Source organism: Armatimonadota bacterium (assembly GCA_036504095.1).
In the GTDB taxonomy this organism is placed as follows: Bacteria; Armatimonadota; DTGP01; order JAKQQT01; family JAKQQT01; genus DASXUL01.
This window is the reverse complement of record DASXVS010000080.1, coordinates 170,071-186,540: the sequence shown is the minus strand read 5'-3', so window position 1 is coordinate 186,540 and position 16,470 is coordinate 170,071. Positions and strand designations below refer to the sequence as shown.

General features: G+C 63.3%; 9 protein-coding genes. 5 read left to right on the top strand and 4 right to left on the bottom strand.

Features of this window, described 5'->3' with window-relative positions:
* Positions 1-17: 17 nt before the first annotated feature.
* From VGM51_19035 to VGM51_19025, 3 genes are read right to left on the bottom strand one after another with little or no spacing between them, the layout of a single operon-like run.
* The gene (locus tag VGM51_19035) at positions 18-3,170 is read right to left on the bottom strand and encodes an SMC family ATPase (protein ID HEY3415134.1); all 3,153 of its coding nucleotides are present in this window, start codon (positions 3,168-3,170) and stop codon (positions 18-20) included.
* Between the two features lie 19 nt (positions 3,171-3,189).
* Entirely contained in the window at positions 3,190-4,041 is an 852-nt protein-coding gene (locus VGM51_19030) for a TIGR02757 family protein (GenBank protein ID HEY3415133.1), read from the bottom strand.
* Between the two features lie 39 nt (positions 4,042-4,080).
* On the bottom strand, positions 4,081-5,811 hold the full coding sequence (locus VGM51_19025) for a gamma-glutamyltransferase family protein (GenBank protein HEY3415132.1): 1,731 nt from the start codon (positions 5,809-5,811) through the stop codon (positions 4,081-4,083).
* Between the two features lie 421 nt (positions 5,812-6,232).
* Here VGM51_19025 and VGM51_19020 point away from each other — a divergent pair, with 421 nt between their 5' ends.
* The 5 genes from VGM51_19020 (at position 6,233) to VGM51_19000 (ending at position 15,275) form a co-directional block, all read left to right on the top strand.
* A complete protein-coding gene (locus tag VGM51_19020) occupies positions 6,233-6,547 on the top strand; it encodes a septal ring lytic transglycosylase RlpA family protein (protein ID HEY3415131.1) in 315 nt (104 codons plus the stop codon).
* Between the two features lie 245 nt (positions 6,548-6,792).
* The gene (locus VGM51_19015) at positions 6,793-10,140 is read left to right on the top strand and encodes a glycoside hydrolase family 38 C-terminal domain-containing protein (GenBank protein ID HEY3415130.1); all 3,348 of its coding nucleotides are present in this window, start codon (positions 6,793-6,795) and stop codon (positions 10,138-10,140) included.
* A 55-nt stretch (positions 10,141-10,195) separates the two neighbouring features.
* Positions 10,196-13,456 carry a glycoside hydrolase family 38 C-terminal domain-containing protein gene (locus VGM51_19010; GenBank protein ID HEY3415129.1) on the top strand — a complete coding sequence of 1,087 codons (3,261 nt, stop codon included), beginning with the start codon at positions 10,196-10,198 and terminating at the stop codon, positions 13,454-13,456.
* Positions 13,457-13,817: 361 nt separating this feature from the next.
* Entirely contained in the window at positions 13,818-14,918 is a 1,101-nt protein-coding gene (gene dnaN, locus VGM51_19005) for a DNA polymerase III subunit beta (GenBank protein ID HEY3415128.1), read from the top strand.
* Between the two features lie 45 nt (positions 14,919-14,963).
* The gene (locus VGM51_19000; GenBank protein ID HEY3415127.1) at positions 14,964-15,275 is read left to right on the top strand and encodes a hypothetical protein; all 312 of its coding nucleotides are present in this window, start codon (positions 14,964-14,966) and stop codon (positions 15,273-15,275) included.
* Positions 15,276-15,446: 171 nt separating this feature from the next.
* Here VGM51_19000 and VGM51_18995 read toward each other — a convergent pair whose 3' ends face one another.
* Positions 15,447-16,430, bottom strand: coding sequence for an ABC transporter substrate-binding protein (locus VGM51_18995; protein HEY3415126.1), 984 nt, complete (start codon positions 16,428-16,430; stop codon positions 15,447-15,449).
* Positions 16,431-16,470: the final 40 nt, after the last annotated feature.

Genomic DNA, 16,470 nt, shown 5'->3' with positions numbered 1-16,470 from the left:
TGGGCTGGGCACGGCATTCAACCTTCCGCTGCCAGTTCCATCTGGGCGGCAAGCGGGCGCATCTCTTCCGGCGCGTCCTCCACCCGCCCTTCGTTCATCTTCAGGCGGTATTGAAACTCGTCCGCGGCGATCGCCTGGCTATGCGAGATGACCAGTATCTGGTCGAACGTTTCGGCTATCTCGCCCTTCGTCAGCAGGTACATCAGGGCCTCGGAGCGTTCGGCGTCGAATGAACTCAGCGGTTCGTCCAGGAAGATGAACCCGGGAGCGGCGCCCCTTTCCTGGGGCAACGTTGCCACCGCGAACGCCAGGCGGAGCGCCAGGCTGAACTGGTCGCGCGTGCCGCCGCTGAAGATGTTCTTCGATTTCCACATGCTTGCCCGCTCATCCCAGACCTCGATCTTGTAGTCGGGAGTCAGCTTGGCGTCGTGGTAGCGCTCCATCGTGAGGGCGGGCAGGATGCGGCGCATGTGCTCTATCGTGTAGGGTAGCACTTTGCCCATGATGCGCTCGCGGGCGTTTCGCAGGATGGCGATAGCCTTCTCCCGGACCGCCTGGTCGCGAGCCATGTCGTCGCGCTGAGCGCGCTCCACTGCGGGGTCCATTCGCTCTTTGGAAGGGTCGAGCCCAAGGGCCGACGCCAAGTCCGCGCGGCGCGCCATCAGGCCGGCGTTAAGCTCTTTCAGTTCCTCGAATTCGGCGTCCAGGGCGGCGCGATCGGCCGGGTCGGCCTCGTCCCATCCGGGCAGCGCCTCGGCGAGATTCCCGGCGGTGAGCGGTGCGTCGGGCGGGTATTTCAACGCGTCGGCACGGCGGCGAAGCTCGATTCCGGCGGACGCGGACTCGCGCTGGGCAACGGTCCGGTCATTTTCGGCGGCGTTTCGCTCCTCACGCCGCAATTTGAGTTCGGCGCGCGTGGCCGCCTCGTCGAGCGAGTCCAGCTCGTCTGCCAATTCTGTCCGAAGGGTGCCGGCGGTTTCCGCGGTCTCAGGAACCGTCGCGTCGGTGTGAACGGCCGCGACCGGCGGCCAGGCGGCCAGCAGTTCGTCCCGCTCTTTCGCGATACCGAGTTCGATCAGTGAAATGCGTCGCTCCATGGCGGGACGTTCGGAGAGGTTGCGCTCCATGAGGCGTATTCTTTCAGCGAGACCGGCCTCGGCCAGGGCGGTCGCCTCACGATTGGCCGAGAGGTCGTCCTGAGGATCGACGCGTAGTTCGGCGCCCCGCTCTCGCGCCGCGTCCGCCCACGGCGCGATGATCGCTTCGCGCACGCGGGTCACCCACGTCTCAAGCCGATCCATCGTCGCTTTCAAGATGGCAACGTTGGACGCTGCCAGCTCCGCCTGCCGGGCCGAGATCGCCTTGAGCTGCTCCTCGATCGCGCCTTGAGCCTGCCCGAGGTCGCGGCGAACGACCGAAAGGCGCTCGGAGCCGAGATCGCCACCAACCCCGGGCAGCGAATCCAGCCGGGCGTCGGCTTCCGCGGAAGAAGAAGGAGTGGGCTCTTCCAGGGCCTCCAGCCTGGTAACAGCCTGCTCCAGACGCCCCGCCGCCGCCCCGGAAGTTGCCCTCGCGTTCTCCATCTGCCCCTCGAGCCGAACGTAAGCGTTCTGCGCCTCCCGCAGGGCTTCGGCTGCTGCCGTTTCCTCTTGGCGTGTTCGATGAAGTGCGGCGACACGTCTGCGTCGATCCAGATAGAGGGCAAGCCCGATGAGAACCAAGACAACCGAGAACCCATACATCACCCACGACAGCCCAGGCGGAACTGGGTTCTTGGTGGCAAACCAGGCCAGAATGGCAGCGCAAATCACAGGAACCACGGAACGTCGCTCTGCCGATACGACCGACCTTCGCGCGAGGTCCGCAGCGAGACCAGCGTCCTGAAGTCTCCTTTCGGTAACGTCTGCATTGGTATGTGCCTCCGCAGCCTGCGCCGAAATCGTCTGCACCCCGTCCCGCGCGGAAACCGCCGCAAGCCAGTCCTCAAGCGCCTGCCTCACGTTGGCGGCGCGTTCGGCGATCGCCAGTTCGCGCTCTTCGGCCTCCAGCGCGGTGATGCGCTCCCGTTCAACTTGGACGCGCGATTCCATCTCCGAGACGGCCTTTGTCGCGGCCTCGACCTCGGCGATTCGGCGCTTCAGGGCTTCGGCGTCGGCTTTAGCCCGACCGGCCTCCGCATCCAGAGCAATCAGGCGCGACCATCGGCCGCGGAGCCTGCCAAGTATCGCCATGTTGGCGCGGAGCGCGGGCAATTCCTCGGTCGCGGTGCGGTCCATTTCGGCGAGCTGAGTGCGCAGGCGATCGATGTCCCTTGCCTGCTGCTCAATGGCGCCCAGCCGCACGCCGATGATCTCGGCAGCGGAGACCGCGGCCCGCACCGATTCGAGCCGGCGTACGCGCTCCTCCAGCTCCTTGATGGGCACTTCGAGGGCGGCGATTCGTGTCTGCGCATCAACGATCGCGGCGTCGCACTTGTTGATCGCAGCGAGATTGTCCTTGATGGCGATGATGTCCAGCGCCATCTTGCACTCGCGGCCCCGCCTCTGAACGCCGGGGATCTCCGCCATCACCTCCGCCAGTTTCACCCGCTGTTCGAGGCGCTGGAGGCGGCGGCTGTCGTCGATGGTAATCCTCAGGCTTCGCTCGTCATCCAGCATGCGGTCCATATTCAGGAGGCGCATGAGGCTCTTCTCGCGGTCCGCCGCCGTCATGCCCTCCAGCTTCTCCAATTTCTTCTGCTCCACGAAACAGGAGTTCAGGAATGCATCGGAATCCAGTTTCAGTTCCTGCTGAAGGCGGTCGTTGACCGCCGATGACCCGCGAATCTCCTCGCCTTCGGTACCGTCCGGGTTGTATACCTTCAGGCGCGCTTCGGCGGTGGCACGCGTCTTCGACCGCTTCACCTTGCGCTGGATCAGGAAGCGCCCGCCCGGCGATGCGATCTCCAGAATGACGATACCCTCGGTCGCCTGATAACCGACCAGGTCCTCGACCGTCGTGCCGGACAGCAGCGTCTTGCCGAACAGAGCGAAGAACACGGCCTCGAACAGAGTGCTCTTGCCGGCTTCGTTGCGCCCCTCAATGAGTACGCTCCCCACGGCGGGGAACCGGAGGCTGACGTCCTGGAGTTGCTTGAAGTTGTTCGCTTGTATCGAAAGGAGCTTGATCATCGGGGTTCGGTGTCAGGTATCAGGTGCCGGGTGCCAGGCCGTCCATGCCGAGGTGGCTGAGCACAAAATCGAAGCGAATCGGGTCTGCCGGATCCAGGCGGCGCAGGACGTCCGTTATCTCAAGAGACATCCGCATATCGGCGGATAACCTCGTGGTCCAGCCGAGACATTTCGCGATGCGGGCGACGTGGACGTCAACCGGGATCAACAGTTTGGCGGGGCTTATTCCCGGCCACGCCCCAACGTCGGGCGATTCGTTGCGGACCATCCAACGCAGGTACAGGTTCAGCCGCTTGCACGCGGAGCCGTCAGCCGGCGATGCCAGAAAGTGCCGCAGCCCGTAGGAACCGGCGCCATCCAGGTCGTGCGCGAAACCGCGCAGTTCGTTGACGAACGCGGTCAACCCTGGACGCACGTCGCTATCGGCCTCTGAATAACCGCTCAGAAACAACGCGTGCAGGCTGCCGTGGTGCTCCAGCGCGCGTCGAACCACCGCCAGTGTAACAACCACCGAACGCGGCGTGTGAAAGCGGTGCGTGCAGTCATCGAAACGCTGCGCCTCGCACTCGGGGTCGCATCCCGTGACGAAACGCCAGGGCTGCCAGTCCATCGCCGCCAGAACCCGCTCCACGGAGGGCAGGATGGAACCGATGCGTCCATAGGCGAGCGACGCGGCGATCAGGCCGGCGATCTCCTGATCGCGCGGATCGTCGAACCGGCGCACGAAGGAGACGGGGTCTTTCTCGATCCAGAGGTCCCATGGCGCGTCGGAGTAAGCCTGCTCGATGTCGGAGAAGTCCATACTCCGTTCATTGTAGCCCTCCGACGAGAAGGTGATGAGCAAACGAGGAAATGGCTGGATTGGCATCATTGCCCCATTTCCTCATTTCCGCATGTCCGTCTGCTTTGGTCACCAGCCCGCGGCGTAGGCGGTTTCGTGGCGGGGCGAGGCTCCGGCGGCGAGGGAACCGGCGTCCCAGCTGATGGCCGTGGCGCGGCCGTTTTCCCACGGGCCGACCGTCATGACGTCGTGCCCCTTCTTTCGAAGCGCTTTTCGCACATCGGGAGGAATCCGGCTCTCGGCCACCATCGTGCCTGTCAGCGCCTCGTGCGGATAGAAGCTGGACGGGAAGTGGCGCGTGTGGACGGTCGGCGCCTCGAGCGCGGCCTGAAGGTCCATTCCGAAGAGCAGATGGTTGAGCAGGAACTGCAGCGTCCACTGGTCCTGTCCATCACCGCCTGGGGTCCCGAACGCAAGGCGGCGGCCATCGGGCAACGCGGCCATCGACGGTGTAAGTGTGGTGCGCGGCCGTTTTCGAGGTTCCACCGCGTTGGGATGTCCCGACACAAGCTGGAACATCTGGGCCCGCGTGCCGAGCGGGAAGCCCAGCCCTTTCAGGGCTGGCGAACTCTGCAGCCACCCGCCGGATGGCGTGAGGGAGACCATGTTGCCGTCGGCGTCCGCGGCATCGACGTGCGTTGTGTCTCCGCCGAGCGGCTTTGGCCCGCGGACGGGCGACAGCGGGGGACCGGGCGTTGTGTCCCACAGCGGAACGCGGATGGCGGCCTCGGGGTCGATAAACACCCGTTGCCGCTCGTTATAGTCCTCGCTTAGAAGTGTTTCCATCGGCACTTCCGAGAAGAGCGGGTCGCCGTAGAAGCGCTCCCGGTCCGCGAACGCCAGTTTCGCGCATTCAATGATGGTGTGCAGATAGTCCGCGGAGTTGTGGCCCAACGCCGCGAGGTCGTATCCCAGCAGGAGCGCCAGCTGTTGGAGAAAGACGGGGCCCTGACTCCAGGCGTCGCATTTGAACACGCGGGCGCCGTGGAAATCGAGGGTGACCGGCTCCTCGATACGGGTTTCATACGCGGCGAAATCCGTCACGCACAGCAGCGGTCGGTGGACGGCGCCTGAAGCGTCCATGCTCTCTGCGGAGTCCAGGGCGGCGCCGATCCGATCGGCCACTTCACCCCGATAGAAGCAATCGTGGGCCTTGTGAAGGCCGCATACGCGCTTACCACCGCACCCGGACTCGGCCCGGATCAGAGCGTCGAGCGTGTCCGCCCACGCGGTGTTCGTGAACGTGTCGCCGATGGCGGGGGCAGAACCGTCGCGTAGATAGGTGGCGGCGGAGGTTGGCCATTCTCCGGTGAAGCGGGCAAGCATTCCGGTTATGTTCTCCGCCAGGCCGCCCGTAACCGCGAATCCGTGCCGCGCGTAGTGCAGCGCCGGGGCGGCCGCCTGCGCCAGAGATCTCGTACCAAACTCGATGAGCGCCGTGATGTACGTCGAAACCGCGGCGGGGACGCAGGCGGCGAGGTAGCCGTCCCCGGGGATCGATGTTACGCCGAGCGAATGGAATGCGTCCAGCGTGGCCGCCGTAGGCGCCCAGCCTTGCCCACTCAGCACGACCGGGGATGCGGCGGCGGCCGGCCAGATGATCATCGGATTCTCGCCGCCAAGGCCGTTCTGATGGGGTTCGACGAGGCTCTCGACCAGGCCCGCCGCAACGGCGGCGTCAATCGCGTTTCCGCCGTCGGCAAGGATGGAGAACCCGGCCATTGCGGCCAGGTAATGGCCCGCCGTTACCATTCCTCTTCGCCCACGCAGGATGGGCCGGCACGTAAATTCCCAGGGCATTAGCTTGTGCGCCTCCAACGCGCTCGATTGTCAGTATATGCCGTCACCGGCATTTTGGCCCATCAACGATTTCGCCGTTCTGCTCGCGCTTGAGGAACCCCGGCGGCACCGCGGGTGTATGCGGAAGGTGGCGTGCGCGGGAACGCGGCGAGCCACTAAATGGCACCTTGCAGGCAGTCCGGAACTGGACTTCGAGGGCGAAACGCCTCAACATGCTAAGAGCATCGGTACGCCCCGGTGCGCGCCGTCAGTGGCGCCCAGTCGCCCATCAGGGGTGGAAAGGAGACGTGGGCATTTGCCTTTGTCCAGAGCAGCAGCCGGTCTGGTATCCGCGCTTGTAGCGGCCGCCAATGCAGCGCACCCCGGCGCTTCGCAGACAATGACACCCCACCCTCAAGCAACGTCTGCCGGCAGACCTGGCGTGGTCAGAACGCTGGTGGGCAATGCCTCCTGGTACGGTCCCGGCTTTTATGGTCGACGCACGGCATCGGGTGAACCGATGAGCCGTAGCCGCAGCACCATTGCAAGCAGGCACCTGCCATTCGGTACACGCGTCCGCGTGACGTTCCTGCGCACGGGACGCAGCGCAGAGGCCCGCGTCAACGACCGCGGTCCCTTCGTGCGCAGCCGCATCATCGATTGTTCAGAGGCGCTGGCACGCAACATCGGCCTGCGCGGCGCCGGCCGTGGAAGGGTGAAGGTGGAAGTCCTTGCCCGTTCGAACCACAGCCGCTAACCCCGTGCGCTCTCCACGCGATTGAGCGCGCACAATCGGGCCGGGCCCTCCTGACGGGAGGCCCGGCCCCTTTATTCGTTACACCAGATACGGCGCAGCGCCAGGTGTGGCCGCCTTCAATCGGCGCACCTGTCAATCGTCCGCGCCTCACACTTTCCAACGTCGCCAATCGCCGCTATCCTTTCGAGTAATAGCGCCGATTTCAGAGATGCGCCCGCAGTTAGCTTGAAAGGAACCCCACCGTGATGAAATGGCCCCTCCTTACCGTGTTGGCAGCGACGGCGAGCGCTTGCCTGGCCGCCTACCAACCCCCGGTCTCCCTCGCCGCGCAGACCGTGTTGATGATGGCCGGCAATAACGTATCAACCGGCGGCAATTTCTATCTTTATTACCCGGTCTCTCACAAGAGCGTCACCCTTCGCAAAGGCGACACCCTGCAGTACGACCTCTTCATCCCGCATAGCTCCACCGAAATCAACGGCGGCGCCGATCTGGAGTGGGCGGACGGAACGATCGGGCTGCGCGACAGGAAAATCCCGGACCAGAACGGAGTGCGGATTCATCCGGAGCAGGTGGTCGATCAGGCTAAGGACAAATGGTATCATCGCGTCATCAAACTGGATTCACTCGAGGGTATGACTGTTCGCACCTGGACCATCGCCTTTGAAGGCGACAAGCCGGGACCATATGTCATATTTGTCGGCGCCTACGGCATCCGGCACGCGGACGGCACCTGGGATTGGGCGTACAACGGTGGCCCTGCGCCGGCGCCCGCGGGCGACATCAGCAACGTAGGATACAGCCGCGAAATCGTCCTTCGCGCGGTAAATCGCGATTGGGTTGCGGCCGGCAACATCGATAAGGTCGTGGCGGACCAGATGGCCGCGTTCAGGCGCGATTCCGACATCACGCAGTTCCAGAACGACGTCGAATACGTTGAGAAATTCGCCAAATCAGCGCCGGACGCCGCCGGTTACGCGAAATACATCACGGCGGCCCGCCAGGCACTGGACAAGGTCAAATCCAGCCATGACATGAGCGCCGAGGAGATGAACTCCCTCCTGACTTCCGGCCGGGAACAACTCGGGCATACGCACCCGCTGATGCAGGCCTTCACCGGCTATCTGGTCGGCCATAGCCACATCGATTTTCAGTGGCTCTGGGAATGGCCGGAGTCCTACGAGGTGTGCCGCGCGACGTTCAACACAATCTCGAACCTCATGGACGAGTTCCCCGGGTTCGGATACAGCCAAAGCAGTAGTGCGCTCTATAAGGCCACGCAGGATTACTACCCGGACGTGTTCAAACGCATCCAGCAGAAGGTCAAGGCGGGGACCTGGGACGTTGTTGGAGGACGCGTGTGCGAAGGCGACACGAACATGATCAGCGAGGAGAGCCACGCACGCCATTTCCTCCTCGGCCAGCGCTATTTCAAGGACGCGTTCGGCAAGACCGCGACCGTGGGCTGGGAACCGGATACGTTCGGCCATACATGGAGCATGCCCGAAATCATCAAGATGGGCGGGTGTGACACCTACTACTTCTGCCGCGGAGGCAAGGACAAACCGCTCTTCTGGTGGGAAGGCCCGGACGGGACGAAGGTTCTGGCGTTTGACGAACCCGCTTCCGGTTCGTGGTATGGGGGAAACCTCACTCAGAGCACTCTGAACGAAGTGTTCCCATGGTATGACAAGACGGGCACAAATTCGATCCTGTGGATCTACGGAGTGGGAGACCACGGCGGCGGTGTCACGCGGGAACAGATTCAGGAAGGCCGCAAATGGCAGAAGGCGCCGTTCTATCCCAACGTCAAGTTCTCGACAGCCACCAAATTCTTCGACGCGATCAAGAAGGGTGACCTGAGCAAGGTCCCGACCATCGCGGACGAACTGAACCCCGTATTCAACGGATGCTACACAACGCACAGCGACCTCAAACGCCTTAACCGCGATGCCGAGAACGCCACCGCCACTGCCGAATCGGCCGCCACAATCGCCAATCTCTTCGGCCAGCCCTATCCGCAGCGCACTTTCAATGAAAACTGGGAAGGCATCTGCTTCAACCACCACCACGACACCCTGCCCGGAAGCGCCATCCACGAGTCCTATGTGAAGAGCCGCGAACAGCTTAGCGCAATTGTCGCCAGCAGCAGGAACATCGCCGGTGACTCAGTCAGGTACCTTGCCACATTCATGAAGCGGTCTGAGGGAGCGGACTACAACGTCGTCGCCTTCAACGGGCTTGGCTGGAAGCACTCAGGCATCGTGAAGGCGCCGTGGCCGTACCAGCCCGACGCCGACCAGTGGGTCGCCACCGCCCCGGACGGCTCGACGGTCCCGGTGACCATCCTGCGCGGCCTGCGCCCGGACAACCCGTCCGGTGAGCCGATGGCCGTCTTCGAGGCCAGAGACGTCCCGGGCTTCGGATATCGGGTATTCGGGATGCGGCGCGTATCGGGGAGCGACAGGCTTCTCGACGCGGTAACCCTCAACCAGAGCGGTGTAGATGCCTACGTCATTGAAAACGCCAGCCTCAAAGTCACAGTCAACAAGCGCAATGGCCTCATCACCAGCGTGTATGACAGTAACGCGAAGCGCGAGATGATCGCGGCCGGCGGGGCGGGCAACCGGCTGGAGATATGGGAAGAGAAGCCCGGCGGGATGAGCGCCTGGCAGCTTGGCGCGTATGCCGGCCACAAAGCGCTTGACGGCGACGCCCAGGTCAAGGTCCTGAACAACGGTCCCGGCGCTGTGATTATCGAGATCAGCCGCGACTACGGCAAGAGCCGCATTACACAGCACGTCGTCCTGCGGGCCGGCGCGGATCAGGTGGAAACGCCCATCTGGGTCGACTGGCAGGAATTCGGCAACGGCAAGGACCCCGCGCCGCTGCTCAAGATGGCGTGCGACGTGGCCGGTGACGGTCTGAAGGCCTCGTATGAGATTCCCTTCGCCACGATACAACGCCCCGCCAACGGCGAAGAGTGCGTCGCATTGAAATCGGCGGACCTGAGCAACGCCGAAGGCGGGATCACGCTTGTCAACGACTCCAAGAGCGGCCACACCGCCGAAGGAAACTCACTTCGGGTCTCGCTGCTCCGGGCCAGTTACGAACCCGACGCGATGGCGGACCAGCGCGAGCACTTCATCAACCTCGCCCTCTTCCCGCACACGGGCGCGTACGGAGCGGCGCAGGTCAAGCGCGGGTTCGAGTTCAACCAGGAGTTTGTCGGCGCCCGCGTGCCGCCGTCCTCCAACGGCGCCCTGCCTCTGGAGAAATCGTTCGTGCTCGTTGTGGGCGACAACGTCGTTTCCACGGTGCTCAAGCGCTCGGAAGACGATCCGAAGGCGATGCTCGTCCGTTTCTACGAAGCGAGCGGCAACCAGTCCCCGGTCACGGTCTCCTCGGATACGACTCTCGCGGCCACGCAATGGGTGAATTTCGTGGAGAATCCGTTGTCCGGCATCAGCACATCAGCCGTAACCAACGTCAACCTGCATAAATACGAGATCCGCAACCTGCTGCTTTATCGCGACAAACCAGTGGCTGCCAGACCGGCCGCCAGGCCCGCCAAGGTTGCGAAGACCAAGTAGCACCCGGTTGATACCGTAAGGGGCGAGGCATGCCTCGCCCCGGGAGACCGCTCTCATGCGCATCGTGATCCCACTGGTAGTGATGGCTCTGGTGTCTGGCACTGCCGCGTCCGCGGACACCGTTATGATGATGGCGGGAACCGAACTCGCCAAAGGCGGCGCTTCGATGGTGTATTACAACCTGTCGAACCAGCGCGTCACCTTCGCAGCCGGAGACCGCCTCGAGTATGACCTCTTCATCAGTCCCGACTCGGCGGAGATAAGCGGCGGTGTGGATGCCGAACTGGACCAGGGCCTGCCGCTCCGGGACCGGAAGATCACGGATCAGAACGGGTTTGACCTTCATCCCAAGACGGTCATCACTCCGGCGCGCGGCCAGTGGCGTCACAGGGTGTTTCCGCTCGACAGTGTCGCCGGGTGCACAACCACCAAATGGAGCATCGTGTTTGAGGGTGACGAACCGGGGCCATACGCCTTTTTCGCGGGGAGCGTCGGTGTTCACCACGCGGACGGGACGTGGACGTGGGTCTATCAGAGTGGCGCGCTTCCCGTCGGAGCAGGGATTCAAGGCATCTCCGGATATAGCCAGAAAGTCGTCGTCCGTCCGGTCGAGCGCTCGCTCATCACGCCGGAGGCGGATATCAAGGCTGTCGTCGCCGATCAGGTGGCCGCGTATGACCGCGAGGGCCAGGCGCGTGAAGTAGCGCACGATATCCAATTGGTGGCCTCTCTCGCCGCGCTTACACCGGACGGCGCGAAATTCAAGCAACCGATCGACGAGGCGAGGGGGGCGATCGACGAGATCGAGACCGGATCGCCGTTGAGCCCTGATGGCGTCAACGCCCGCCTGGCCAGGGCCAAGGCGAGCCTCGCCCGCACGCGTCCGCTGATGAAGCGCTTCACGGGCCACCTGGTAGGCCACGGACATATCGACCCCGCGTGGCAGTGGGAGTGGCCCGAGATCTACGACGTCTGCAACAAGACGTTCTCGCAGGCCGTCCGGTTCATGGACGAGTTTCCGGGTTTCAAATATTCGCAGAGCAGCAGCAGCCTGTACCGCATCGTGCAGGAGCACTATCCCGACGTGTTCAAGCGGATGCAGCAAAAGGTGAAGTCCGGCCAGTGGGACATCGTGGGAGGGCGCGTATCGGAAGGCGATACGTGGATGATTTCGGAGGAGAGCCACGCCCGCAATTTCCTGCTGGCACAGCGATATTTCCGGAAGTGGTTCGGCAAGACCGCGACCGTCGGGTTCGAACCGGATACGTTCGGTCACACGTGGAGCATGCCCCAGATGCTCAAAATGGGCGGCATCGAAAACTACTACTTCGGACGAGGCGGTCAGGGCAAACCGTTCTTCTGGTGGGAGGGTCCGGACGGCACCCGCGCTCTGACGTTCGATGAGATCGCATCCGGCTCGTGGTATGACTCCAACCTCAGCGGCAAGATCCTCGACGAATTGGTCCCGTGGAAGCAGGCGACCGGAACCACCGACATCATGTGGGTTTATGGCGTGGGAAACCACGGCGGCGGACCGACGCGTGAGCAACTGAATATCGCGGAGACGTGGAAGAAGACGCCGTACTATCCAACCGTGGAGTATTCCACGGCGCAGGCTTTCTTCGACGCGGAGCGGAAGCAGGATCTGACGGCGCTTCCGGTTGTGAAGACATCGCTGGACCCCCGCATCGACGGCTGCTACACCACACATTCCGAAATGAAGCGCCTGAACCGCGACGCCGAGAACGCAACAGCCACCGCCGAAACGGCGGCTTCCATCGCGGGCCTCTTCGGGCAGCCCTACCTGAAGGACCGTTTCGACGAAGCCTGGTGGGGCATCACTTTCAACCAGCATCACGACTCGCTCCCGGGAAGCGGCACGCATCAGGTGTATCGGCAAAGCGTCGAGCAACTGTCCGCGATCGTCGCGGAGAGCCGTAATATCGCCGGGGCTTCGGTTCGATTCCTCGCCAGTCTCGCCACGTGTCCGCCCGACAGCGATCTGGCCGTGATGGCGTTCAACCCGCTCGGGTGGCAGCACAGCGGTGAGGTGCGGTTTCCGTGGCCGCGTCCTGTACGGGGCGAATGGGTCGCTGTGTCGCCGGCCGGGGCGCTTTCCCTGATCTCACTCCAGACAGGAGAGCGCCGCGACAACCCGTCCGGCGAACCGATGGCGTCGTTTATCGCGCACAACGTGCCAGGGTTCGGCTACAGCGTTTATGAAATCCGTCCGCTCAACCCGTCAGCCTCCAACTGCGGGATCGTTCAGGTCAAGGATGAAGCGGAGACCCTCACTCTGGATAACGGCCTCCGCAGCGTCGTGATTCGGAAGGATAACGGGCTGATCACCAGCCTCAAGGATCTGCCGTACAACCGGGAGACACTGGCCCCCGGCGGTGCGGCGAACCGGTTCGAAGTCTGGTATGAGGATCCGAGCGGCGATGCGTGGGTCGTGGGCAAATACACCGCGCACGAGGTCCTGGATGGCCCGGCGACCGTGAAGGTTCTGACGAGCGATCACGCGCGCTGCCTTGTGGAGGTGACGCGGCAATACCGCCACTCCACGATTATCCAGCACATCGTGCTGAATGCAGGATCCGAGCAGGTCGAATTGCCGATGTGGATTGATTGGCAGGAGGAGGGGACCCACGAGGCGTCAACCCCGTTCCTCAAACTGGCTTGCGACGTGGCCGGGTCCGACCCCGTCTTCCGCTATGAGATTCCATTCGCCACTGAGGAACACCCCAGCGACGGACGGGAGGCGGCGGTGCTGAAATCAGGGGATCTCAGTTCAGCGGAGGGCGGTATAACCCTCCTGAACGACTGCAAACACGGCTATTCGGCGACGGGAAACACCCTTCGGCTGTCCCTGATCCGTACGCCCAACCGTCTGGATTCCACCTCGGATATGCGCGCCCACTTCGTTCAGGCGGCACTGGTGACGCACGCCGGCGCGTATGGCGCCGAGCAGGTGAAACGGGGCTATGAATTCAACCAGCCCTTCGTTTCAGCCACCGTGGCGCCAAGCGCCTCGGGGCGGTTTCCGCTTCAGAAGTCGTTCCTGAAGGTCGATGGCGAAGGCGTCGTGGCAACCGTGCTCAAACGCGCGGAGGACGATCCGAAAGGCATCCTCGTCCGCCTCTACGAGGCCGATGGGAAGGCGGGAAAGGCCACCGTGGGATCGGACGCCGACTTTACGTCAACGCAATGGGTGAACTTCATCGAAGACCCGCTCGGGAGCCGGCAGTCGGGCTCAAGCGCCACTGCCGACCTGCGCCGCTTCGAGATACGAAACCTGGTGCTGCGCGCCCGTTGACCGGACGCAAGGTGTTAATGGGGGGCACTCTTGCGCTGGGGCGCCGCGGTTTTGTGCTTGTATGCTCATTATCCGGCTGAGTTCTGCCAAAATGAGTAGAGGTTGGCGGCGCAATGTTGGTCAGTTGGTCTGTTCTTGTGTGGGGGAGCCACCCAGCACCCTGCCGCTAAAAAGAGCGTCTCCCGGCATTCAGTGGAGGTAAGAGCCACCTCCCGCGCCGCCAAACATTTCAGCGCAATCGCGCGGCACTTGAAGTCCCCGCCGTCCACGCGGGGACTTCGCTTTGTGTGCGTGACATCCCCGCGCCAACGCGCCATAATACAAACGTAAACCCGAAACCTATACCACTGGAGAGACAGCGATGAAGGCCATGTGTACCAAGCGGGACCTGCACGAGGGACTGGCGGCCGCCAGCCGCGTGACGGGCAAATCCACCTTGCCGATCCTGATGAATCTACTCATCAAGACGGAGCCGGGCGGGCTGGAGATTACCGGCTACGATCTGGAGATCGGCATCCGCCGGCACATCCCCGCCCAGGTACAGGACGAAGGCGCGTTCACCGTTTCGTCCAAGATCCTTACCGACATCGTAAACGCCCTGCCGGACAGCCACGTCCAGTTCTCCGCCGATTCGCCGGGCAATGTGGTGCTGGCCTGCGACCGCAGCAGTTTCGACCTGGTGGGACTGCCGGCCGAGGAATATCCGGTTCTGCCCGAGGTTGGCGACGAGACCCAGGTCACCCTGAAAGTGGGCGCGCTCAAATCGATGATCACCCAGGTGGTCTTCGCGGCGTCCCCGGACGAGGCGCGGGCCATTATGACCGGGATCAACCTCACCATCAAGGACGGCGCCGTGACGATGGCGGCCACCGACGGCCACCGCCTCGCGGTCCGCAACCTGAAGGTGGAGGGGCTTGATATAGAGGCCGGTGCGATCATCCCCTCCCGCGCCCTCAACGAACTCGCGCGGATTCTGCCGTCAGACGAGGAAGCGGACGTTGTTATCCGCCTCGGCAAGAACCAGGCGCAATTCCAGGTGGACAACACCGTCCTGGTGAGCCGCCTCATCGAGGGACAGTTCCCGAACTTCGAGCGCGTCATACCCAGCAGCACGGACAAGAGCATCACTATGCAGACCGCAGACCTCGCTGCCAGCGCCCGCCGCGCCTACATCGTCGCCAAAGAAGCCAGCAACCGCATCATCCTGAAGACCGACGGCGAGAAAGTCATCGTCTCGGCAGACGCCGGCGGCGTCGGTCGCGCCCGCGAGGACGTGGAAGTGATGCGCGAGGGCGACGACATCGAGATCGCCTTCAACGCCAAGTACCTACTGGACGTACTGAACGTCCTGCCCGGAGAAGGCGTGCGCTTCGAGCTGACCGGCAGCCTCAACCCCGGCCTCGTCCGCCCCGTGGATGGCACCGACTACATCTACGTGATCATGCCAATGCAGATCGTGTAGAAGCGCGGCCAGCAGTCCATTCGTCCGCAAAGGATTCGCGACCGCATGATGGAATCACAGGCCGCAAAGCGCCGCTCGAAGGCCGATTACGCCGACCTGCTTTTCGCAGTGAATGACATATTGCGACTCCGCGACCCGGTTGGGCTCATCGAAATGGGCGCGCCGGCTGACGAATACGCGCCTGAGGCGGAGTCGATCGTGGCACGTATGCGCGAGATGGCCTCGGAGGACGATGTCTGGCGAATCGTCACCGAGGAGTTCGTGCGATGGTTCGGCGCGGACACTTGGGTAAGCGCTGAAGCGCTTCAGCTGGCCTCGGGTGATGTCTGGACCTGTATCTGGCGGCTGGAGGCCTAAGTCTCCAGCAGCCAGCGGAGATGGTCGTGGTGACGCTGCCATCGGCATTATAGGTTTATACCGGTTGACCACCCGGCAGGTCGGTTCCGAACGGCTTACGGAGTGCCGAATCCGGCACTTGCTTCAATCCCGGCAGGCGCCCAGTTACCAGAGGAGCGGACATGAAGCGGCTTACTGCAGCATAATCCCGTCGAGTTTGGCGCCGGGGGGCATATATCCCGCGACGTCTACCAACTTGGCGAAGACCGCCATGTCATGCGCGTTCGCCGTGGTCGTGAACCGGCAGCGCTTCAGCCCGCTTGTGATGGAAGCGTCCGTCATTGTGCGACCGCTGAGGCGTTTCATCTCCGATTTCAGGAGCGGTGCGTAGTTCATCTTCTGACTGCTGATGACGAGCGTAATCCGCCTCGTCACATCGCGAAACTTCCGGGTGAAGCGAGGGTTGGCATCGGCAAACGCCTTGCGCGCCACGAGAACGGTTGCGGGGTATTCGCCCTCATTAAACATCTGCCCGGAGCCCAGTATGACGGTTGCGCCGGCCTCCTTCACGAGATACGAACCCCACGGTTCAGGCACGCAGGCGGCGTCGATCTTCTTCTGAAGAAACAGGCCCGGAAGCTCGGGGTTGTCTATGGCCATCACCGCCACCTTGCCGCCTTTATCTTCGGCGCGGAGGCCGTTCAGGGCCAGGAGAAAGCGAAGCAGCGTATCCTGGGTGCAGCCGATCTCGGGAACGGCGACTTTCCTGCCCTGAAGGCCGGCGGCGGCGGTGATGGCTACGCCCTTCCGTCCAACCAGGATCGTGCCGCCTGCTGTGGTGCCGGTCAGAACGACGATATCAGGCGAGCGCGCGAAGGCGGAAATCGCCGCGCCACCATCGACGAAAGCCATGTCGATTTCGTCCCTTCGCATGGCCTCGATGACGGCAGGGCCGGCGAGGAACAACCGGTTGTTGAACGTTACGCCGGGAAAGGCTTTATAGTACGAACGCTTCTGAGGGGAGAAGCCGACGATGCCGACCGCATCGGTGATGCTCGGGGCGTAACCAACGCGAACCGTTCGCGGATCATCAGCGCGGGCCGGGGTGGCCAGAGCCGCGCCCGCCAACAGGAGCAGTGGTCGAATTCTCCACGTAACCAGCCGTAGCAGCTTCATTTTTCCTCCCCCGGGCATCGCTCCGGCGGCCAATGGGTCA

Bases quoted from the DNA above. Each gene is read 5' to 3' on its own strand.
- VGM51_19010 (HEY3415129.1), top strand. From the start codon at position 10,196: ATGCGCATCGTGATCCCACTGGTAGTGATGGCTCTGGTGTCTGGCACT.
- VGM51_19000 (HEY3415127.1), top strand. From the start codon at position 14,964: ATGATGGAATCACAGGCCGCAAAGCGCCGCTCGAAGGCCGATTACGCC.
- dnaN (HEY3415128.1), top strand. From the start codon at position 13,818: ATGAAGGCCATGTGTACCAAGCGGGACCTGCACGAGGGACTGGCGGCC.
- VGM51_19030 (HEY3415133.1), bottom strand. From the start codon at position 4,041: ATGATGCCAATCCAGCCATTTCCTCGTTTGCTCATCACCTTCTCGTCG.
- VGM51_19015 (HEY3415130.1), top strand. From the start codon at position 6,793: ATGAAATGGCCCCTCCTTACCGTGTTGGCAGCGACGGCGAGCGCTTGC.
- VGM51_19035 (HEY3415134.1), bottom strand. From the start codon at position 3,170: ATGATCAAGCTCCTTTCGATACAAGCGAACAACTTCAAGCAACTCCAG.
- VGM51_19025 (HEY3415132.1), bottom strand. From the start codon at position 5,811: ATGCCCTGGGAATTTACGTGCCGGCCCATCCTGCGTGGGCGAAGAGGA.
- VGM51_18995 (HEY3415126.1), bottom strand. From the start codon at position 16,430: ATGAAGCTGCTACGGCTGGTTACGTGGAGAATTCGACCACTGCTCCTG.